The following is a 21,938-nucleotide window of genomic DNA, read 5'->3' as shown; positions in this document are numbered from 1 at the left end:
ACCGCCTCGCGGTGACATCGTTTTTATGTCAACCTTGGTCTAACAGAGCCAAAAATAAAGTCCCAAGCGCTAAAAGTGTTCGCCCGGTGGCAAACCCACACCTTAACCGACGCTGATAAATCGTTTTAGCAAGAGCCAGATCGACCTAGTTTTCGGAAGTATGCGGCAAATTCTGAGACCTTCGAACACACCCCGTTTTTTTACAACAAAATGACTGATAAACTAGCCTCAAAAGCCAGGTCTGCTCACAGGGTTCAGATTTTGCCGCATACTTCCGAATTGACGCTGGCATCGCACGGTCCAAAAGCACATTTCGATCTGGAGGACGTCATGGACCTGACGCTCTGCGGTCAATCCGCTTTTTACTATTACCGTATCCCGCCGCAGGTATTAGGCCTTTACCCCGCCATTAGCCTTGGCAATATAGATCGCAGATGTTGCGGCCTCGGAAGTCATGCAGTTGTAAAAGACCTGCTTCACGCACCGCTTCACAGGCTTGTATTCACTCGGGCACAATCGGGGTCGCGAAGCCTCTTTAAATCGCACCTCCTGACCCAAGAGCCGCCTCCTGGGTCGTTTAGGCAGACTGAACATGGATTTGATGTCACTTCACCGGAATTCACGCTGCTCAGCCTTGCTACGCAGGTCTCCCGCAACCAGCTACTCATGGCTTGCTACGAGATGTGCAGCTCATTTGCAGTGTTTACGCCCTGCGAACGTACGCAACAGCAACTTGATGAGGCAATATCTCTTAAGTTCATTCCGCCCGACTGTGGTTGGAAGCGTATTGTCGACACCAAGGGCAATGACACCAACTTGTGGAAACGCGCGCCGCTCCTCAGCGCGGCGGATATCGCCGCGTTCGCCAAGCAGGCCGCAGGCCTGCGCGGTGTTAAGCAGCTCCGCTGGGCCGCCGAACGCATGGCAGGGCAGACCGCCTCGCCCTTCGAGGTCCAGACGTCCATGCTCGTCTCACTCCCCCGCGACGAAGGCGGTCTGGGTATAGGCATCACCAATAACGCACGCATCCCGCTCAGCGAAGCCGCACGTTCGCTGTATGACAAAACCTGCTGTTATGCCGATATCCTCATCGAAAGTGTCACCGACAGCATGGGCGTCATTCTGGAATGCCAAGGCCGCTCCGCTCATGACAGCGAAGCTGCGAGTCTCTCAGATGCCGAGCGCACTACCGCACTCACAAGCATGGGCTACGACGTCATCCAAATTACCTATGGCCAGATCAAGGACAAAAGGAGCTTTGGCAACCTTGCCGAACTCATCCATAAAAAGGCCGGGCTTCCCTACACCCCAAAGATCAAACAGGAGTGCGACGCCGAAGATGCTCTGCGGCAAGAACTGCTTGTCGATTGGGATGACCTATTCGCTGCCAGGCAGGCCAGCTAGCAGCTAGCGATCAGAGGCAGCGCGGGCGCGCTGGGCAATGCGACGCGGGCGGCAAAACCTGCCTCGGTTAACTCGACGACCTCGGTAAACGTTGCGTCAAAGAACGCTTCGGTCAGCAGGCGGTACGGCGGGTGATCCGGCTCGCCGGGGTTTTCGCGCACAATCTCGTGCATGACGCCAATGGTTTTGAGCACATACTCTTGCGGGATCGAATACTGGCCAAACTGGGCCGCCGCGGTATAGAGACGATCGGTCGCACGCGGGATAGAAACGATGCCGAGGGTTTTGCCAAACCAGTCAAAGTCGCCCTGCTTCTTGATGCGGAACTCCTCACACGGCTTGCCGCCATGCGCCTCGAGGTACTGGTTTACGCGGGTGTTCCACACGGTGTCGGCCACCAGATGCGACCAAACACCCAACGTCAAATCGAGCAACGACTGTGCCACGTTCTCGGGCGCGAGCGAAAGCTCGTCAGCAGCGGGACCAGCGATCGGCTCCGCATCCCTATATCGCTGCGGATAATGCACCCGATTGAGTCGCTCGCGTTCCTCGACAATCGACGTCGCCGCAGCCGGCGCACCTATCGGCATGCCCTTGAGCAGCGGCGCCACATAAGTGTCCCAAAACTCCTGCTCACGCGGCTTGGGGATAGGCTCGGGCTTGGCAAAATGCGTAATACGATACGGGATGGGATCGGCAATGCCGGGAACCATATAGCCCACAAAAATGTCCGGAACCACGCTGCCAAACAAAAAGGCATTGCGGTCGCGCACTTTATCGGCAAGCGTGCCAGCACGCGCCAGCAGTCGTTCCGTCTGAGCGATATGAATATTCCAACTTGGCATAGCCACCCCCGTAAAAACCCGGATAACTATACCATTCACAGCGGGCCACGCACGCAGCCGCACCCCTACTATCCGGCAACTATTCCGCGGCGGCGCTCTCGGTTCCATACGATGGCACGGACGCCTCGACCACGTGATGATATCGGTCGATATAGATGGCGCGGGCACCCAGGCGTCGTACCAAATCCTGATGGTGTGTGCTCATTAAGACCGTCTTGCCGGCAGCAACATAAGCCAGCAAAAAGCTGACCACGATGTCGCACGAATCCTCATCGAGTCCGTTGGTAGGCTCGTCGAGCACCAGGATATCGGGGTTCATCGACACGACGGCCGCCAGCGCCACACGCTTTTTTTGCCCGCCCGAAAGCTGATAGGGCGAGGCATCGACCAGATCGGCAACCTGGAACAGCTCCATGGCATCGCGGACGCGGCGCTCGAGCTCGTCTGTCGGCAGCCCCATCTGCGCGGGGCCAAAAGCAACTTCCTCGCCCACCGTAGCGCAGAACAGCTGGGCGTCGGCATTCTGGAACACAAAGCCCACGCGCTGATGAAAACGCTGAGCGGCTGCGGAATCCTTGAGATATGCCGCATCGATCACGTGCCCGTCAAACAGGTACGCACCCGCGTCCGCTAGTTCAAGACCGTTGATAAGGCGCATAATCGTCGTCTTACCGCAGCCGTTGGGACCGAGTAGGGCAACGAGTTCACCACGATCGACCTGCAGCGACACACCATCGACAACCGTATGCCCCGCATAGGAGAACAGCACGTCGCGAAACTCGATGAGCGGCACGCTCTTGGCGCCAGTAGCACCGCTCGCGCCCATCACGCCATTCGTATCGTTTGCCAAAACGTCGCCCTTCCCTATCCACATCGACGGCTCGGCCGCCCGCGCTACAGCACCGCGCACAACACGGCGAGCAGCACCACGACGACCGCATAGACCGCATCGCGCCAGCCAAAGCCGCTCCGCGCGGGAGTCGGATACGCACCGGCAAAGCCACGGCAAAGCATAGCCTCGTCCATCGCGCGGCTGCATTCCATCGCCTTGATAAAGGTCATGCCCATGATACCCGCGATCGAATCGGTACGCGAAAAACCCGCAGGCGCGGAACCGACGCTGCGCAGCATGACCGATTCGCACAGATCGTGCGCTGTGCGTCCCAGCACCTCGATATGCTTGAGCGCCATATCGAAAGTAAAGATGACCTCGTCGGGCAGGTGCAGCATCTTAAGCGCCGCCGACATGCGGCTCCAGGTGAGCGTCCACGAAACACCCAGCACCAGCGACACGTTAATGAACGTCTTGAGTGCAATCTTGAGCATGGCGCCCGAGGCAGAAGCACCCAGCAGCAGGGCAGGCAGCGCCAGAACCACGGCAAACCCCGCGGCAGCCAACGCCGGCACAAAGGTAGCGCGCAACCCGCGTGCTGGGCGCACCGCGACCAGCACCAACGCGATCGCCGCCATCAACATCAGGTACAGCGAGCTTTGCGTCAGGCACACGCACAGAACGCAAACGAACATCCCCACCAGGCGCACCGGAGCCGAAACGCAAGAAAGGGCGCGGTCGACCATCGACCCGCCCTCGTGCGCGCCTCCACCCAGGCGAACCCGCTCAAGCAGGCTCGCCAGGTGCAGGACATTCTTTTGCATCACACGATGCCGAGCCCCCACGGGCTCATATCGCTCCTCGGCCGCAAGCCAGCTAGGCAGCTCGGCTATTGCCATGAGCACCGCTTTCCTTGACCGTCAGCGAGACCAGGCGGAATGCGATGGTAAGCACCGCCACGCCAATCACGCCCGAAAGAATATACATCGCGGCCTGGCCGGCAAAGCCAAGGCCCTGCTCCTCGGAATAAACCTGCAGGTAGTCGCCCGTGGGCAGCGCATCGGCAAAGGTCGGAGCATCGAGGCCGACCGAAGCCTGCAGACTGTCGTCACCAGCCTCCTGAACGGCGGTCGCGGCGCCCTCGGCGTCCCACTCACCCCAGGCGTCACCGGTGGCGAGCAAGCCGAGCGGCGTAGCCACGACAAGCACGGCGACCAGAATGAGCGTGGGAATCAGGGAAGTCTTCTTGGCGGTACCATCGGCGGCAAGCTGGCCATCGACGGCCTCGGGCCCGACGATAATGCTCGGCGCCGTCTTCTTAATGAAACCATAGATGGCGGCCGTCGCCACGCCCTCGATCACGCCGGCAACCAGCATATGCGGGACCAACATGGCCGGAATAGCCACGGACAGCGGGAAGGGGCAGTACAGCGGAGCGCCCGAAGCGTTGGTAAAGAGCATCGGCTGAATACCAAACTCGATTGCCGCGCACAGGGCCGCTAGGCACAACCCGACCCAACCGCTCACGATGGCAGAAGCCGAGGTGCCCCACCTTTTGTCGTGCAGACGGCTGTTGAGCGCACGGAACACGATAGCAGCGGTAAACGGCAACACAAAGGCCATGTTAAAGCAGTTGGCTCCAAAGGACAGGATACCGCCGTCGCCAAACAGCAGCGCCTGCAGCGCCAGCGCGACCGAAACCGCGATGGCCGCGGCCTCCGGGCCAAGCAGCAGCGCGATGAGCGCGCCGCCAACGGCGTGTCCCGTGGTACCGCCGGGCAGCGGCACGTTGAACATCATGAGCAAGAAGGAGAATGCGGCGCAGATGCCCAGGAACGCCATATGCTCGCGATCGAGCGTAGCACGCACCTTCTTGATGCAATGGACCCATACGGGCACCATCGCCACCGCCATGACGGCATCGGTCTGCGGGGACAAATAATTATCTGGAATGTGCATAGCGCCTCCCGGTTGTCGGCGCACGGAATTGCAGCGCCGCTTGAATAACCTTGCCAGTGTTACGTATTGTTAGATTCGTAACACGCCGCCGGGTATCATAGCAAAACGGCACACTGCCAACAAAGCAGTGCGCCGTTTTGTAATACATTCGTCACAGACGCAAGCGGTCCTAGCCGCGGACCTCGCCGTTTACGCCCTTGCACACCTTGGTGACGATCTTCTGGTGCGCCTTCTCGACCTCTTCGCTGGTGAGTGTGTGGTCGTCAGCGCGATACGTGAGCGCAAAGGCCATGGACTTTTTGCCCTTGCCGATGCGAACCGGATCGCGGTAGACATCGAACAGGCGCACGCCCTCGAGCAGCTTGCCGCCGGCGCTCGTAATGCGGCGCTCAAGATCCTCGCAGGTCACGGAGTTGTCAACCACGATAGCCAGGTCGTGCTCAACAGCCGGGTACTGCGAGAACTCGCGGTAGTTCTCCTGGTTGCGGGCGCCCTTGATCAGCTTGTCCAGGTCGAGCTCAAAGGCAACGACGACCTCATCGATGCCCATCGCCTCGCGCGCCTCGGGGTGGATCTCGCCGACCCAGCCCAGCACGGTACCGCCCGAGAGGACCTCGGCGGCACGGCCCGGCTGCAAGAAGGCATAGCCCTCGCCCTCGACGGAACGGAAGCGAACCTTCTCGATACGCAGCTGGGCAAGCAGCTCCTCGACAATGCCCTTGCCAAAGAAGAAGCGCAGCTTGCGGTACTTCATGTTCCAGGACTGCTCGCTCCACTGGCCCGAGAGCACACCCGCCACGGACTTGGTCTCCTTGGGCAGGCTGGCGTTCTCGCGACCGTGGAACAGGCTGCCGACCTCGTACAGGTGCACGTTGGGCGTGCCGTGGGCCTCGTTGTAGGCCACGGATTGCAGCAGGCCCGGCAGCAGCGAGCGACGCATCTCGGTCTGCTCGGCCACCAGCGGGTTCATGAGCACCACGGGGCAGCCGCGGCCCTCGGTGGACATGCCGATCTTCTCCAGGTCGCCCGGGGCGGCAAAGCCAAAGGTCGTGGTCTCGTTGAGGCCGCAGGCGCGCAGGATCTCGCCGACCTTGCGGGTGAGCTTCTGCTCGCGGGTCAGGCCGCCGATGTGGTTCTTGGCAGCCGGGATGGTCGCCGTCACGCGGCCCATGCCCCACAGGCGCAGGACTTCCTCGATCAGATCGATCTCGCGCGGCAGGTCGGGACGGAAGCTCGGCGGGGTAACCATAAAGTCCTCGCCGTCGCGCTCGACGGTGCAACCCAAGCGGGTGAGCGAGCGCTCGATAAAGTCGGGCTCGATGTCGGCGCCGCAGATGGCGTGCACGCGGGCCAGGCGCAGCTTGATGCTGTCGATGGTCTTAGGAGCGGGGAACACGTCGATGTAGCCGGGAGCGACCTGGCCGCCGGCAATCTCCTCGATGAGCGCGCAGGCCACGTTGGCCACATCCACGCAGCCGGTCTCGTCGACCTGGCGCTCAAAGCGAATGGAGGCGTCCGAGATCAGCGACAGGTCGCGGCTGGTATGCGAGGTGCGACCGGCGTTGAAGCAGGCGCTCTCGACCATCACGTCGACGGTGTCGTCCTCGATCTCGGAATCCATGCCGCCCATGACGCCGGCCAGCGCCACGGGACGCTCGCCGTCGGTGATGAGGCCCATGCCGGCGTCGAGCGTGCGCTCCTCGCCGTCGAGGGTCGTGAACTTCTCGTCCTGCTGGGCAGCGCGAACCACCACGCGGCGACGGCCCTCGCGCTCGGCAAAGCTGGACAGGTCAAAGGCGTGCAGCGGCTGACCGGTGAGCATCATCACATAGTTGGTGATGTCGACGATGTTGTTGTGCGGACGCACGCCCAGGGCGTTGAGGCGCTTGACCATCCAGTCGGGCGACGGGCAGACCTTCACGTTGCGCACGATGCGAGCGACATAGCGGTCGCACAGGCCCTCGTCGGCAATCTCGACCGAAAGCTCGTCGTCCGTCGTGCGGCCGGTCTCGGCCTGGATGGCGGGCAGCTCAACGTGGAAATCGCGGTCGAAGATGGCACCGGTCTCGCGGGCCATGCCGATCATGGACAGGCAGTCGGGGCGGTTGGGCGTGATCTCGCAGTCGAGCACGGTATCGCTCGAGCCCACATACTCGGCAAACGGCATGCCGCAGGGCGTGTCCTCGGGCAGGATCATGATGCCGGAGTGGTCGCCGCCCAGGCCGAGCTCGCGCGCGGAGCAGTTCATGCCCATGGACACGACGCCGCGAAGCTTGCTCTTCTTGATCTTGATGTCGCCGGGCAGCTCGGCGCCGATCATGGCCGTGACGATGTGGTCGCCGGCCTCAAAGTTCTGCGCTCCGCAGACAATCTGCAGCGGAGCGGGGTTGCCGTCAGCGTCGAGGTTCTTGTCGCCCACGTCGACCGAGCACACATACATGTGGTCGCTATCGGGGTGCGGGGTCTTGGTGAGCACCTGGGCGGTCACCACGTGGTCGAAGGACTCGCCCACGGTATCGATCGCCTCGACCTCGGTGCCGGTACGGATATATTCGTCCGAAAGGGTCTTGGGATCCTCCGGAATATCGATCATGGTCTTGAGCCAGTCGTAAGAAACACGCATCTAGCTCTCCTTTCATACTGAAAGCCTGCGAAGAGATGCAGGTGGAAACTTCAACTTTGTGAACATTCCTTACAAAGCGAGGGTTGTCCAAGTGCGGCAGATCGGCCCGAAAGAGGAGTGCCGCGTACTTTGGTACGCAAGCGACGAATGAGCGCCGAGGTGCCGTGCTTGGGCAAGCCGCAGCCTAGAACTGATTCAAGAAACGCATATCGCCCGTCATAAGCGTTCTGAGGTCGGGCAGGTCGTAGCGCAGGGCCGCGACGCGCTCGGCGCCAATGCCAAAGGCGAAGCCGGTGTACTTCTCGGGGTCGATGCCGCAGTTGATGAGGACGTTGGGGTCGACCATGCCGCAGCCCAGGATTTCGATCCAGCCGCTGTGCTTGCAGAAGTTGCAGCCCTTGCCGCCGCACACGTGGCAGCTCACGTCCACCTCGCAGCTGGGCTCGGTGAAGGGGAAGAAGTGCGGGCGGTAGCGCGTCTTGCGGTCCTCGCCAAACATGCACTTAACAAAGTAGTCGAGCGTGCCCTTAAGATCGCCAAAGGTGATGCCCTCGTCGACGACCAGGCCCTCGATCTGGTTGAACTGCGGCAGGTGGCAGGCGTCGGCCGTGTCGGGGCGGTAGACGGTGCCCGGGCAGATCATGTAGATGGGCGGCTTTTGCGACTCCATGGTGTGGATCTGCACGCCCGAGGTCTGGGTGCGCAGCAGCACGTCGGACTCGCCGTGGGCGTGAGCCTCGGGGTGCGCGACGCTGCCGGGATTGTTGTCGACCACGTAGAACGTGTCGCGGGCCGAGCGGCTCGGGTGATCCATGGGGGCGTTGAGCGCGGTGAAGTTGTAGTAGGAGGTGTCGACCATGGGGCCGGACTCGACGGTGTAGCCGATGCCGCAGAAGATGTCCTCGGCCTCCTCGATGATCTGCTTGATCAGGTGCTGGTGACCAATCTGCGGACGGACGCCCGGCAGCGTGATGTCGACGGCGTCGTGCTCCAGTGCGCGCTTGAGGGCGGCGGCCTTCATCTCGGTGTTGCGCTCGTCGAGCATGCCCTCAATCAGCTGGCGCATCTCGTTGGCGCGTTTGCCCATGACGGGGCGATCCTCGGGGGCGAGCTTGCCCATCATACGCATCAGGCCAGTGATGCGGCCCTTGCGGCCGAGCAGCTCAACGCGCGCGGCCTCGAGCTTGGCGGCGTCGTCGGCGCCGGCGACGAGCTCCTTGGCCTCTTCCTCGAGTTTGACCAGATCATCAATCAGACTCATGTCTTCCCTTTCGTCTCTCGCGCATCCGCGCTCCGGGACGGCTGACGCCGCCCGATGCTGCGGATGCGCGGCCCGGTTCGGTAACAAAAAACCGTCCTCGGGCATGTGCATTGCCCAAGGACGGTTGAATTCCGCGGTACCACCTTGTTTGACCCAGCGGATGTCTGGCCCGCCGTGCCCACTCTGCGCCCCTTATCGCGAGGCTCACGGCTTCCCTACTGGGGCTTCGCCGCCGCTAGCCGCGCGCCCGTTGAGGTCGCTGCTCGGGAGTGAACGCTTGGCCCTTGCCACCGCAGGAAGGCTTGCAGCCCATGACCTTCCCTCTCTTGCCGGCGACGCGGCGGGCAAAACCCTCTCCGTCAACGCATTGGGCTATAGGATAACACATTCTGCGAGCATATCGCCGCGTTCCGTTTTGTTCGCGCTGGGTACAAGGCAGGTAGCTGTGCAAACTGGCCGTACGCCCACCCGTGGCGTCCGGTCTGCGAGATCAAGGATATAGGTATGGGAAAGAACAAGGATAAGATGGCCAAGCCCGCAGCGGATAAGACGCCCAAAGGCATGAAGGTCGATAAGGCTGTCAAAAAATTCCGTAAGCTCGAGGGCAAGCTGTGGACCCGCGAGTACCTGCTCAAGATTGCCGAGTTTGACGGCGCGACCATTGCTCCCGCCAACGGCGCCGCAGCGCGCGCCGACGCCATGGGTACCCTCGCCGGCGAGCATCATAAGCTCCTGACCAGCAAAAAGTCTGTCGAACTTGTGCGCTCGCTGGCACGAGAGACCGTCGCGGGCGGACATGTAGACGACCCGCAGCTGCTCGACGAGATCCGCGTGCTCGGCCGCGACCAGCGCGAGGCGAGCGTTATCCCCACCGAGGAGGCCGAGGCCTGGACCAGGCTCACCTGCGAGGCCGACGCCGTGTGGCACAAGGCCAAGGCGGCCAACGACTGGGCGAGCTTTGAGCCCTATGTGGATAGAATCGTCGCCCAACTTAAGCATCAGGCCGAGCTCATGGACCCCAAGCGCGACCCCTACGATGTGTGGCTCGACCAGTACGAGCGCGGCCTTTCCGCCCAGAGCTTCGACGCGTTTTGTGACGAGGTCAAGGCCACGGTCGTGCCGCTTGTGCATGCCATTGGCGAGCGCGGCCAGCAGCCCACTGCCGACTTCTTGCACGCCCACGTGCCCGAGGCTGCCCAGCGCGCCATGAGCTTCGACTTGATGAAGCTTGTCGGCATGAACCTGGACGACACCACGCTTGCCTTTACCGAGCACCCGTTTAGCGAGGGCTTCTCGGTGGGCGACGCGCGCATCGCCACGCACATCTACGAAGACGACTGCATCTCCAACGTCTACAGCATCATCCACGAGGCGGGACACGCCATGTATGAGCTGGGCGTCAATCCTGCCTATGCGCGCACCTGTCTTGAGGGTGGCACCTCCATGGGCATCCACGAGAGCCAGAGCCGCTTCTTCGAGAACACCGTGGGTCGCAGCCGCGCCTTTATGGGACCGCTGCTCGAGGTGCTGCGCCGCCACGCACCCGAGGTCTACGGCGACGTCGACGAGGACACGCTCTACCGCGCCGTGAACATCGCGCAGCCGTCGCTGATCCGCACCGAGGCCGACGAGCTCACCTATCCGCTGCATATTATGGTGCGCTACCAGATCGAGCGCATGCTGTTTGCCGGCGAGGCCACGGCCAAGGACATCCCCGCGCTTTGGAACCGCTTTATGAACGAGTACCTGGGCATTCCCGTTCCCGACGACACGCGCGGCTGCCTGCAGGATACGCACTGGAGCGGCGGCTCGTTTGGCTACTTCCCCACGTATGCACTGGGTAGCGCCTACGACGCCATGTTTGTGCCGGCCATGTGCCGCGACGGTGTCGACCTTAACGGCGCCTGTGCGAGCGGCGACCTGGCTCCCGTCCGCGCCTGGCTGGGCGAGCGCATTTGGCAGTGGGGCCGCGCCAAGGACGCGCCGGAGCTCATCAAGGGCGCCTGCGGCATGGCGTTCGATGCCCGCTACTACTGCAGCTACCTGCAGGACAAGTTCACCACGCTGTATCAGCTGTAAAGCTTAGGCGACACGCCAACGCAAAGGGGGCGCCGCGGGTTGGTTCCGCGGCGCCCCTTTTTCATCTAAGCCAGAGACCCGGTACTTGGGGACGTTCCTTTCATGCCGGCACAATAGGAACGTCCCCAAGTGCCGGGTGAAATTGAACGTCAGATTGCCGCTTGGTGCCGTTTGCAGCGTCGAGCAGTTACGCGGTTTGGTAAAACCGCGTAACTATAGAGCTTCCAGGGCGGCGGCGATGCGCTTCATGGCGGCGTCGGCGGCGGCTTGGTCGGGGGCTTCGGCCAGCACGCGAATCACCGACTCGGTTCCGCTCTTGCGTACGAGCACGCGGCCCTCGCCTGCCAGCGCAGCCTCGGCCTCGGCGATGGCGTTCTGCACGCCCATGTTCTCGAGCGCGGCGTCCTTGTCCGCCACGCGCACGGCCACCTGCGCCTGCGGTAGCAGCTTGCACGGAGCCGTGAGCTGCGAGAGCGTCTCGCGCTCGGCGCGGATCACTTCCATCACGCGCAGCGAGGTCATAATGCCGTCGCCCGTGCGCTCGATATCGCCAAAGATCGTATGGCCCGTCTGCTCGCCGCCTAGGCTGTAACCGCCCTCGCGCATCTTGGCATACACGTGACGGTCGCCCACACCGCTGGTCACGGCACTTAGGCCGGCAAGCTCCAACGACTTGATCAGGCCAAAGTTGCTGGCAATCGTCGGAACCACGGTACCGCCCGAAAGGCGACCGTGCTTGTTCAGATACACGCCGCACACGTACAGGATCTGGTCGCCGTCTACCACGCGACCGCGCTCATCCACGGCCAGGCAGCGGTCGGCATCGCCGTCATAGGCAAAACCCACGTCCAGGCCCTGCTCCACCACGTGGCGCTGCAGGCGCTCCATATGCGTGGAGCCGCAGTCGACGTTGATGTTAAAGCCATCGGGCGCGGCGTTGATCACGCGCACGTCGGCACCGAGCGCGTCAAACACCGGCTTGGCCACCGAGGACGCCGAGCCGTTGGCGCAGTCGATACCGATCTTGACGCCCTGCAGCGAAAAGTTCGCGCTGGCGATGAGCGAGGCAATGTAGCGGTTGCGGCCCTGCATGTAGTCCACCGTGGCGCCGATGTAGTTGCCCGTGGCCAGCGGCACCTCGCTCTTGCCATCGATGTAGCCCTCGATGAGCTCCAGTACGTCCTCGTCCATCTTAAAACCGTCGCTGTTGACGAGCTTAATGCCGTTATCGCAAAACGGGTTGTGGCTCGCGCTGATCATGATGCCGCAATCGAAGCAGCCTTCCACGGTCTGATGCGCTACGCCCGGCGTGGGGATCACGTGCAGCATATAGGCGTCCGCACCGCTCGCGACCAGGCCACTCACCAGCGCCGCCTCGAACATATAACTCGAGCGACGTGTGTCCTTGCCCACGATGACGCGCGCCTTGCGCTCGCGGTTGGCGCCGTAATACCAGCCCACAAAACGGCCAATCTTATAAGCGTGCTCTACCGTCAGCCCAACGTTGGCCTCACCGCGAAAGCCGTCGGTGCCAAAGTACTTCATGCGCTCTCCTTACAAAATAGGGGCGAACAGATTGCCTGTCCGCCCCAAAATGGTACTCGATTATCTGCGCTACCAGAAAAATCCTACGCCGACGCGCTGTCGCGAGCCGCCTGGCATGTAGGAGTCTGACGCAGCGTAAGCGGCTTGTCCCCCGCCTCGGCCGACGTGGTCAGCGTATATGTGATCGTCGTCGTCTCGCCAGCATGCAGGTCAGCGGTGCCCGAATAGAAGGGGATTCCATGCCACGTAGCGGCGCCAAGACCAAACTGGGTGCCCTCAACCGTAAGGTCACTGATGTTGCCGCCCGTCGGGGCAAACAACGAGACATTCAGACGTTCGTCGTCGCGCGCGGCATCGGGCGCGCTCGCCGCGACGTAGTCGGGCAGCTTGCCAGCCTCCTCCTGCGTCATGATGTTCGTCAGGGTAACGGTGATGCGATACGAGCACGTGCCGTCACCGTTCTTGACGCCCTGGCCAATCTGCGTATCGGCATTCAGGTACCAGTCGAGCTTGGAGAAGCTCAGGTTGTTAAAGTAGACACCAGCAACGGGATCTTCACTCGGGTCATCCGGATCGGGCAGCGAGGCGTCGATGTTCATCTCCTTGATAGCGTTCTGCTCGTCATCGTTTTTCATCCACGCGATCAGGCGGCCCTCTTCGGCACCGCGCTCAACGGCGCTGACAAGCTTCGTAACATCGACATCGCCGATACCGCCAAGGATCTTGTCGAAGGCAGCGCTGGCGACGGATGCAAAGATGCCGTCCGACTCCTCGACCGGATAGTTCCAGTACACATCGTGCATGAGGACCTTTGCGGCGTTGGTGCCGTCGACAACCGTTCCGTCGGGCAGCGACACGTTACCGACCAGGCCCAGCAGATACTGCAGGAACACCGGGTCGATACCCACGACGCCGTCAACGTCCTGGCCATATTGAGATTTCCACAGGGCTGCGACACGCTGCGAGTTGCGGGGCCAATCAGGCGAATAGGTATTGCCCGAGTTGTACAGGTTACTGTGGTTGCCGAACAGCGCCTCATCCTCTTCGTCGACGCTCTCGACTGCCTCATCCTCGCTGAGTCCAATGCGGGGAACAAACTCGCCAATCGACATCTGGCCGTCGGTGACCGAAATCAGACCCTGCGAACCGCCAAAGCCGCCGCAGGCACGAATCTCGACGTTGTTCATGGCGTACACAAGGTAGTTGCGCGTCTGGCCGTTGGCGCCGAGCATCTGCGGAAGGACGGGGGCGACCTTCTCCGCCGCGTCAACCGCGCCGTTGAGGGTGGCAAAGCCGTCCTTGGCCTTATCGACCAGCTCGGTTACCTGGGAAATATGAGTATCGCCAATGCCCTGGATCTTCTCGTTGGCGCTCTTGAACACCTTCGAGCTGCTGGAAAGCGAATCGGCGACCGCCTGCAGCGCGGACACGTTAATCATGCCGTCCTGAAACAGCTTGCCGGGCGTGGCCTGCGAAAGGTTATCGGCCATGGGAACCAGCGCATTGCTCGAGACATCGGACAGGGCGTCGATCATGGTGCGGGCCGCATTGATGTCGCTGCCATACACCGGGATAAACGAAGCCGCCGTCCACAGCGGGCTCGAGGTCTCCGCCTTCATGCTGTCGCAAAGCTCATCAATCTTCTTCGCGTCGTCAGGCAGCGTCGAAAAATCGCCCGACGTGACCTTGTCCTTAAGGCCACCGACAATCTCGACGGCCTCCTTCGCTTCACTCTTTACGGTCTTTGCCGAGTTAAGCAGCATAAAGCCGCTTGCGCCAAGCGCAACGAGAAGCACCGCGACTACAGCGGCAATAATGGCGCCGGTGTGACGCTTTTTGCGTTCGCCCTTGCGATGGCGATGACGGACCAGACCGTCAGAGGTCGAACTCGACGAAGCGTCGCTACCGTAGTTCAAGCCAAAATCGTAATAATCTTCCTTGGAACCCGAGCCCGCAAACTCGGCACCGCTATCATCCAGGCGGGCGAACGTGCCAGTCTCGGAGGCACCGGTGTAAATCGTGCCAAGGTTACCCGTAAGCCCCGCGCCACCGGCAGAGGGAGTATTGTTGGCGGCCTTGCCGGCATTAACGTTGCCGGCGGCATTTGCGGCGTTGGCAGCACCTGCGTTGTTCGCAGGTACCGAAGGAGCCCCGCTCGGCTGCGACGCGGAGGTTGCACCGCCCGCAAAGACATTCCCTCTTGCACGGCCGGTCTTTTTCGCCTTTTGAGACTGCTCGTACAGAGCGGTAAACATCGCCGTCTCGCCCGGGGACACGCGCTTACCGGAACCGCCCTGTCCAGCGCCGCCCGGCGTGCCGGCCTTACCAGCCCCGTTCGGACGCGGCGGAACTGCAGGACGGCCGTTATCGCTGCCCTTAAAGTGATTACCAGCCATAAAGAAATCCTCGCAATTGAGTCGCAATGAAAAAATCCATAACGTTACTAGTTTATGGCATTTTGAGCATCGACAGCTAAACTCCAGACACGGACGTCAATTGGCGAAAATGCGGCACAACACCTTTTCTGTCTTGGCGGCGGCGCCAGCTACACCGTGAGGAACATCATCACGATGATCATGGCAAAGCCGATAAGGTCGGTCGGCAAAAACACCGTGCCCAGCATAACGGCGCTGGTGATGGTCGCCGAAACCGGCTCCACAGTTCCGATGAGGCTCGCACGCACCGAGCCGATGTCCTTAACGCCCTGCATATAGAGCATGTAAGCAAAAAACGAGCCGATAACCACGAATACCGCGAGCGCCTCGACGCCGGCAGCGTCGAGTGCCGGCATATGCGCCCAAGGCTGCACGAAGACGCACGAGACCACGCCCGCCGTGAGCATTGCCGAGCCCGTGACGATGGGGCTGCCGTATTCGGGCAGGATCTTGGCGGGAATCACCGCCATACACGTGGCGCTGACCGCACACATAAGACCTGCTGCCAGGCCAAGCGGCGAGATATTCAGGCTGGTGGGGTCGCCGCCGGTGGCGATTAAAAAGGTTCCACCCAGAGCCAGGCCAATGCCGATGACTTCGCGAGTACGCGGCCTGCGGCGATCGGTCACGCAGGTGTAGCCCATGATGATAACGAGCTGCAGGCACTGGAGCACCGTCGCGGTTCCGGCGTTCGTCAGGCGCACGGCCGAAAGATAGCAAAACTGATTGAACAGCAGGCCAAAGGCGGTAAAGAGCAGCAGCTGCTTGCGATCGGCGGGCGTGGCCCAGAGCTTAATCAGGCGCTCGCGGTCGCGCGTAACGACCACGGCCATAAAGAGTAGACCGGCGAGAATCTGACGCACGCTCATAAGCCACAAGGTGTCGACGTGGTAGGTATCGAACAGAAAGCTCGCGCTGGTGCCCGAGAAGCCCCAAAACGAACCGCCCACCAGCGTAGCCAAGACGCCCGTGATCATCTTGCGCGTCGAAGCGCTGTTCAGGCGCTCGCGCCATGCGCGACGGGTGTTGCGGCTGAGCTCGTCGGTGCCCTCGGGCACATCAATGTTCGATATATCGGTCATCGGCACCGAAGCCCCTGCGCCTTCGACCTGCTCGACACACTCTTTGCTCATTCCACTCCCCCGAAACAGTCTGGAAGCAATTCGGCTTACCTTACCACGGCGAAGGCACCAGCCGAAGGCTTGTCCGCTTATCGGTAGGACAATTCCGCAGGCGTCTTTCCATAGCTCGATACCGCAATGGCCTTGCATTATGCGACAGTCAAATCGCGGCAGCAGGCTCTTTTGAAATGGATATGACAAAGCCCCCGAATTCCACAATGTAAGCGATTTTTAAAAATGTTCTTGCCACCGAGTTCAGGCTCCGTTATATTATCCCTTGCGCGCTTGCGCACCCTTGATCGGGCGTTTAGCTCAGGGGGAGAGCGCTTCCCTGACACGGAAGAGGTCAGAAGTTCAAATCTTCTAACGCCCACCAAATGTTCGCAGCTCAGAGGCTATGTCCTCTGGGCTGTTTTGTTTTTTGTCGCTAAATCCGCTGGCAGTTCCAACCGTCATCGCAACGTAACAACAATTCACCTGACGAATGGCAGCCAAATATATTCAATACCCCAACATCAACAATAGCCAGGCACAAAACTGCGCCGCAAGCTGCTCCAACCGCCCAACTGGTCAAAAGCCGACCATCTACTTGCCAATTTATCTAACGGCGTAACCAAGCAGTCCGCGCCGCAACTTCTCAACAAAACGCCGCGATGTCTGCGCCCTGCGGTATCCTTGAGCCACTCGCACCTGCAGCACCAAGGAGCCGCCATGCGCACCGAGCTCGATGTCCCCTTTTCGCACAAAGAAGAAGCCAAAGCGCTGGGCGCCAAATGGGACCGGACCAAGAAGATCTGGTATGTACCCAGCGGCGTCAACCCCGAGCCCTTTGCCGAGTGGCTGCCCGGTGTTGACCGATCCGACCCCTCAGCGCCGTATATATATCTAGTACTGGGCAAGCGCGAGTGCTGGAAGTGTCACAAAGAGACCTCGGTCGCGGCCTTCGGCATTCCCTATCGAACCGATAACGACGAGAGCATCGCCATCGCGCACGCGCCCAACGAAGCCGGGCACATTGCCATCGACACGGCCAACGCCAACGCACTCGCCATCGTGCCCGCTCTTGGCTGCGTGCCGGGCGAGATCCGCGACTACCTTCATAAGCGCTGCGGCTACAAGCCCGTAGGCGCGCGAGCCTCCAAAGCCCCGTCGCTCGGCAACACGTGCACCATTTGCGACGCGCTGCAAGGCAGCCGCTATCTGTTCGAGGAGCCCTCGTCCCCGTTTGCCCTCACTGCCATCAACAAGCTGCCGGCACTGGAGTTTGTACGCGTCGAAGTTGCCGGCGTCTTTGGCGTCCCGGCCACGCGCACCGACTTTGACCAGGCGCTCTTTACCTGGGCACGCGACCATCACGCCGAGTTTCACAGGCAACTCGGTGAGGGGGTTTATTTATAGAGATGACATCGAGGCATTGAGGAGCAGGAGCTCGATCGTTAAACAATCCCAAAACGCTACAGCCCCAGGATGTGCTCCAGATAGCCCTTGTTGAACCAGAACGATTGCTTCGTCATCCAGCGCCCGTCGGGCAGTTCGCAAGCGTCACCGGCGTGCCCCATCGCATTGGCGAAGCCATGGTCGAAGTGTACGGCCTCTAAGGCAAGCAATCCGGAGCCGGCAGTTCACGCTGTCGACTCCGTTTTTTCCATCCCACTCCCCTGTATACTGATGTAGCACGTGTTTCATCCGGGCTTGTTGGACCGGGTCGTTCATGGGAGGGTCTTATGGCTGCTTCGAATCCGCCTAAGGGGAGCGTTTCTTCTTCGTCCATCAAGCCGGTTACGCGCAAGGCCGTGCGTTGCCAGCGCGAGGTCGCTTGGCTTGTCACGCAGGCGGCGGGCAGGCTTGTGGCGAGCACGGAGGACGTCAATGCTCCCACACCGAGCTTTGTGCTGGCAGCGGCGCTTGATCGAGTACGCCAGCTGGAATTCGCCGCGCAAGAAGACGGCAGCCACCTTGACTACCAGAACGCCATGGCGCCCGACCTGCAAACGTTCTGCCACATGGCCAAGTTGCCCGCCGCGCCCAATGCGCTTTCGGACGCAGGCTACATGTTTACGCTTTCGGGCGCGGACCTTATCCGCGACATCTACGCATACTGCAGCGAGCTCGCCGAGCGCAGCGTCTTTGGCACGGCAGAAATCAAACCGGGATATGTCATCAAGCTGGTTCTTAGGCTGTTCTTGATGGACGGGTTCGGGGCCATGCCGGCGTAAGCCGAGTCTTTAGCATCACCGTCGACTGGGCAACAACCGCTTTACCTTAGTGGGCGCCAATCGAGGGTCGATTATTGGGTCGCCTCGTCCACTAACGCATTTATTCCACGCGCTCTGACAGTCGATATTTGCGGTTGCGGCTTGTCGACGGCGCCGTGGGCTCAAGCTCGCCTTGAGCAATGAGCGCGTTGACGCGCGACCTAACCTGGGAAATTGTAAGCCCCGTGCGTTTTGCCAGCTCACGCGTCCCCAGCTCGCCGTAGTGTTTGAGTGCCGTCACAATTAAGCCTCCGCCATGATCGACCGGCCCGATCTTTGAACGGTAAAGTACGACCTTGAACCGATCGAACCCCGGGCAGAACAGGGGCTCGGCCAGACCATGCGCGCGCATGGCATCGATCATCATCGGGATGCCCGAGCCATTGCCCTCAGCCGGCGAACCTGCGCCATCCGGCAGCGGGACAATCGACATGAGTTTCACGAGCGTCGCGTTACGGCATCGGGAGCTGCCGTCAAACAAGTTCTCGCGAGTCTTCCCTCCATAAAGGCCGCCGGGATTCGTCACCTCGATACGGTCGTCAAAAACGTCGACGGCGATCGATTGCCCACAGAACCGATCCCCGTATTCCCTGTGGATAACCGCGTTGGCGACTGCCTCGCGCAGGACCTCCTCGGGAATCTCCAGCGAGTCGATACGCGAGATGCCTTGGACGGTCGAGGTGCGGCGCAGGTTTTTGGCGACAGCCGCGACAGTATCCGAAATCATCTCGCCCAGGGTGCCCTCGCAGACTGTGCGGTCCATAAATCTTAGCGGTCCCGCAGCGCCCTTTTGTGTTCCCGCATGGACAGCCACATCAATGAAGAGCTTGGGATAGAACTGCTGAGGGTAAACGCCCGCGGCAAGGAGGCCGGCCTTGGTAACATTGCCCTGGAAGTCGAGGAGATTCAGGCGTTCCATCTTTGTCTTCTTGTCCGTCGCACCACGCATCGCTCGAGGCGTCAACGAATAGGCGCGTTCTATCGTGCGGTCGACCAGCGACTCGTCGAGATCGCCCGCACTCGTGCCGGGCACCGCATCGCGATCGCTAGGACTCGTCCGTTCGTATGACGACAGCGCCAAAACCTCGGTCGACGAAAGGGGCACGTCTTTGTCATCGACGCGCTTGTAGCTGCCGCCCTGGGCGCCCCGCTCTATTACATAGCAAGGCTTGCTCGACGGGTCGAGCTCCTCAATCGTGATAACGAGAACAACGGTACCCCGAAGCCCCACGCGCTCAATGGTGTATTTGGGCGGATTGGCCAGCTTTCCGCGACCGCCAGCATCGCCCATGCCCGCCACGAATTGGTTGAGTACCTTCTCGGTCTCAAAGTTTGCAACTGGGACAAAACCCGCGCGCTCGCTCACTCCGAGTACGATGATGCCGCCGGCGGTGTTTGCGAAAGCGCTGACTGTTTCCCATACGTCGCGGGAAAGCGTCATGGCGCTCTCTTTTACTTCGACGCTAAGGTCATCCGAACCCATGCGCTTTAAAGACTCGAGCAAACCGGCCAGCTCGTTTTCGTTCATCTGCACGTCCCTTCGCTCGGTCCTGCGGAGAATGCCGCAGACGGATTTCCCTCGTCTCTCAGTTATCTCTCGTAATTATCTCTCGTCTTTCTGTTATCTCTCGTATTAGATATGAGTGAAAGATGAGAGATAAGATATCTCTACCTGCTTCATTAAATCATGTTTTTGCTGGTGGAACAATCGATATTGAGACAATACCATGGTTGCTTGTCTCTTTGCTGCTGAGCTATCTCTCGTAATTATCTCTCGTCTTTAATCTATCTCTCGTGTTAGTGACGAATGAGAGACGAGAGATGTGTGAGTGATGCATGAGCGTGGATTATTGGACGGTCGGAAAATCCCTCAAACAAAAAACGGGGTCGGCCTTACGCCGAGCCCCGTTTTCAAACGGTCAGTTAGTTATCCAACGCGCGAGCATAGCAGTCAACATTACGCCGCCGCGAACACTCCCAAGCCCGTTCCGATGATGCAGATTGCGAAGATGCCCAAGATGATCCAAATGGTCTTGACGCCCTTTTTATAGAGGGCAACGCAAGCGAACGTTGCCAGCAAGGGCAGCAGACCGGGGAAGATCGAATCGAACAGATCCTGCAGGACAATCTCCGAACCACCCACGTCAAAGGTCAAAGCCGTGGACAGCGAGACCTGTGCCGCAATCATGGCGCCGATAACGGTCATTCCGAGAACACCGGCAGCATGCGTCATGCGAGACATAAGGTTGCTCTCTTCGGACTGCTGCAAAAACTTGGTTCCCAAGTCGTAACCCAGATGGGCGGCGACGATACGCGTTGCAAAGTTAATCACGGAGTAGATGAGCGCGTACACGATGGGGCCGAGCGGGTTGCCCGTCGAAGCGATGCCAATACCAATGCCGGCGGCAACCACGCGGAACGTACCCCAGTAGAACGAATCGCCGATGCCGGAAAGCGGTCCCATAAGGCCGACCTTCATGGCGTTAATCGAGGACGTGTCGAAGTTCTTATCGGCAGCCGCCTGCTCTTCCATCGAAACCGTTAGGCCGGCTACAAACGGAAGCACATGAGGCGTGATGTTAAAGAACTCGGTATGGCGATCGAGCGCCGCATAGTAATCGTCGTCGTTGGGATAGATCTTTCGCAGGGGCTTCTGAATGGTGTACATGAAGCCCATTGCCATCATCTTGTCGTACGACTGCGAGCACTGGCTCGTAAACTGGCGAAGGAACATGCTCCGATACATATCGGGAGTCATAATCGCGTCCTTCTTGGCCTCTTTGAGGTCGGTGTTCTGGATAGCCATTAGAAGTCCTCCTCTTCATCTGCAGCAACCGTCTGCGGACCGGACGAGCCCTCGCGGAAGGCCAGGAGCAGCGCGACGCAAATGGCAGCTGCGGCGACGCCGACCACGTCCATCTTGAGGTAGATGACCATAATGAAGCCCAGGAACAGCCAGGGAAGGAGCTTGTTATCGCCCATGGTCCTGATAAGAAGAGCGAAGCCGATGCAGACCATGACGCCGGACGCAACGTTGAGGCCGTCCATCACAAACTGCGGAATCGCGTTGAGCGCATTGTTGATAAGGTCGGCACCAAAGAACAGCGAGCCAAACACCAGCAGTGCAGACGGAATGCCAATCGACAGCGGCACGATGGTCAGATGGTACAGATTCGCCTTGGCAAGATCGCGATTTGCCAGAGCGGTCTCAATCTTCTTGCAGGCAAAGGCACCCGGAACGGCGTAGCAGAAGTTGCGCCACACCTGAAGGAAGACGGAGACGGGAAGGGCGAGCGCGACGGCAGTTGCCGTGCCCGTACCCGTAATGACGGCAAACGCGCAGCCAAGCACGCCGGAGGCATAGACCTCGGGAGGAACCGCCGCGCCGACCATGATGGCGCCCATGAACATGGACTCCAAAGCAGCGCCGACGATAACGCCCTGCTGGACATCGCCAAGGATCAAGCCGACAAACAGGCTCGTAAACAGCGGACGACCAAGCATCGTAATGCCAAATAATTGCTCGTCCATGGACGCAATAAATGCGACCAGTGCAACTAGAAGATACTGGACAACCAT

At 60.5% G+C, this 21,938-nt stretch carries 17 protein-coding genes and 1 tRNA gene; 5 read left to right on the top strand and 13 right to left on the bottom strand.

Going from position 1 to position 21,938, the window contains the following annotated elements; all coding sequences use genetic code 11:
- The first annotated feature begins 210 nt into the window (after window positions 1–210).
- Window positions 211–1,404 carry a hypothetical protein gene (locus tag DXD77_RS06160; protein WP_158549104.1) on the top strand — a complete coding sequence of 398 codons (1,194 nt, stop codon included), beginning with the start codon at window positions 211–213 and terminating at the stop codon, window positions 1,402–1,404.
- Here DXD77_RS06160 and DXD77_RS06155 read toward each other — a convergent pair.
- The 6 genes from DXD77_RS06155 to pheS form a co-directional block, all read right to left on the bottom strand.
- Window positions 1,401–2,249: a hypothetical protein gene (locus tag DXD77_RS06155; protein WP_117563713.1), complete on the bottom strand. Its 849-nt coding sequence runs from the start codon at window positions 2,247–2,249 to the stop codon at window positions 1,401–1,403. The two genes, DXD77_RS06160 and DXD77_RS06155, sit on opposite strands and share 4 nt — an antisense overlap.
- A gap of 79 nt (window positions 2,250–2,328) precedes the next feature.
- Window positions 2,329–3,099 carry an energy-coupling factor ABC transporter ATP-binding protein gene (locus DXD77_RS06150; protein WP_233506753.1) on the bottom strand — a complete coding sequence of 257 codons (771 nt, stop codon included), beginning with the start codon at window positions 3,097–3,099 and terminating at the stop codon, window positions 2,329–2,331.
- A gap of 44 nt (window positions 3,100–3,143) precedes the next feature.
- Window positions 3,144–3,980, bottom strand: coding sequence for an energy-coupling factor transporter transmembrane component T (locus DXD77_RS06145; protein WP_117648220.1), 837 nt, complete (start codon window positions 3,978–3,980; stop codon window positions 3,144–3,146).
- Window positions 3,958–5,040, bottom strand: coding sequence for a cobalt transporter CbiM (gene cbiM / locus DXD77_RS06140; protein WP_117648219.1), 1,083 nt, complete (start codon window positions 5,038–5,040; stop codon window positions 3,958–3,960). Before cbiM ends, DXD77_RS06145 begins: the two co-directional genes overlap by 23 nt.
- A gap of 169 nt (window positions 5,041–5,209) precedes the next feature.
- Entirely contained in the window at window positions 5,210–7,663 is a 2,454-nt protein-coding gene (gene pheT, locus DXD77_RS06135) for a phenylalanine--tRNA ligase subunit beta (protein WP_117648218.1), read from the bottom strand.
- Between the two features lie 184 nt (window positions 7,664–7,847).
- The gene (gene pheS, locus DXD77_RS06130) at window positions 7,848–8,924 is read right to left on the bottom strand and encodes a phenylalanine--tRNA ligase subunit alpha (protein ID WP_117648217.1); all 1,077 of its coding nucleotides are present in this window, start codon (window positions 8,922–8,924) and stop codon (window positions 7,848–7,850) included.
- Between the two features lie 504 nt (window positions 8,925–9,428).
- Between pheS and DXD77_RS06125 the strand changes: the two genes are divergently transcribed.
- On the top strand, window positions 9,429–11,003 hold the full coding sequence (locus DXD77_RS06125) for a carboxypeptidase M32 (protein WP_117648215.1): 1,575 nt from the start codon (window positions 9,429–9,431) through the stop codon (window positions 11,001–11,003).
- A gap of 213 nt (window positions 11,004–11,216) precedes the next feature.
- Here DXD77_RS06125 and glmM read toward each other — a convergent pair whose 3' ends face one another.
- The 3 genes from glmM to DXD77_RS06110 all read right to left on the bottom strand — a co-directional run bounded on the left by glmM (window position 11,217) and on the right by DXD77_RS06110 (window position 16,116).
- Window positions 11,217–12,548, bottom strand: a complete 1,332-nt coding sequence (glmM, locus tag DXD77_RS06120; RefSeq protein ID WP_117648214.1) for a phosphoglucosamine mutase — start codon at window positions 12,546–12,548, stop codon at window positions 11,217–11,219.
- A gap of 83 nt (window positions 12,549–12,631) precedes the next feature.
- Window positions 12,632–14,944, bottom strand: coding sequence for a DUF4012 domain-containing protein (locus tag DXD77_RS06115; RefSeq protein ID WP_117648212.1), 2,313 nt, complete (start codon window positions 14,942–14,944; stop codon window positions 12,632–12,634).
- Window positions 14,945–15,093: 149 nt separating this feature from the next.
- The gene (locus tag DXD77_RS06110; protein ID WP_199409010.1) at window positions 15,094–16,116 is read right to left on the bottom strand and encodes a DMT family transporter; all 1,023 of its coding nucleotides are present in this window, start codon (window positions 16,114–16,116) and stop codon (window positions 15,094–15,096) included.
- 289 nt (window positions 16,117–16,405) lie between these two features.
- On the opposite strand from DXD77_RS06110, the gene DXD77_RS06105 reads away from it, so the two are divergent.
- Window positions 16,406–16,480 (top strand) — tRNA-Val (locus DXD77_RS06105).
- 335 nt (window positions 16,481–16,815) lie between these two features.
- On the top strand, window positions 16,816–17,502 hold the full coding sequence (locus DXD77_RS06100) for a DUF5710 domain-containing protein (protein WP_117648209.1): 687 nt from the start codon (window positions 16,816–16,818) through the stop codon (window positions 17,500–17,502).
- Between the two features lie 56 nt (window positions 17,503–17,558).
- Here the strand turns inward: DXD77_RS06100 and DXD77_RS10395 are convergent, their stop codons facing one another.
- Window positions 17,559–17,711, bottom strand: a complete 153-nt coding sequence (locus DXD77_RS10395; RefSeq protein WP_158549103.1) for a hypothetical protein — start codon at window positions 17,709–17,711, stop codon at window positions 17,559–17,561.
- Window positions 17,712–17,828: 117 nt separating this feature from the next.
- Here DXD77_RS10395 and DXD77_RS06095 point away from each other — a divergent pair, with 117 nt between their 5' ends.
- Complete coding sequence (locus DXD77_RS06095) at window positions 17,829–18,320, top strand: hypothetical protein (protein ID WP_117648206.1); 492 nt, start codon at window positions 17,829–17,831, stop codon at window positions 18,318–18,320.
- A gap of 100 nt (window positions 18,321–18,420) precedes the next feature.
- Here the strand turns inward: DXD77_RS06095 and DXD77_RS06090 are convergent, their stop codons facing one another.
- From DXD77_RS06090 to DXD77_RS06080, 3 genes are all read right to left on the bottom strand, one after another.
- Window positions 18,421–19,887, bottom strand: a complete 1,467-nt coding sequence (locus tag DXD77_RS06090) for an ATP-binding protein (protein ID WP_117648203.1) — start codon at window positions 19,885–19,887, stop codon at window positions 18,421–18,423.
- A gap of 429 nt (window positions 19,888–20,316) precedes the next feature.
- Window positions 20,317–21,165 (bottom strand): PTS system mannose/fructose/sorbose family transporter subunit IID, encoded by an 849-nt coding sequence (locus DXD77_RS06085; protein ID WP_192924133.1) that lies wholly within the window; start codon window positions 21,163–21,165, stop codon window positions 20,317–20,319.
- A complete protein-coding gene (locus DXD77_RS06080; protein WP_117563725.1) occupies window positions 21,165–21,938 on the bottom strand; it encodes a PTS sugar transporter subunit IIC in 774 nt (257 codons plus the stop codon). The genes DXD77_RS06085 and DXD77_RS06080 overlap by 1 nt, the downstream gene beginning before the upstream one ends.

This window comes from Collinsella sp. TM09-10AT, assembly GCF_003436275.1.
In the GTDB taxonomy this organism is placed as follows: Bacteria; Actinomycetota; Coriobacteriia; order Coriobacteriales; family Coriobacteriaceae; genus Collinsella.
Note: the sequence above shows the minus strand (reverse complement) of the source record. Positions and strands in the feature narration are given on the sequence as shown.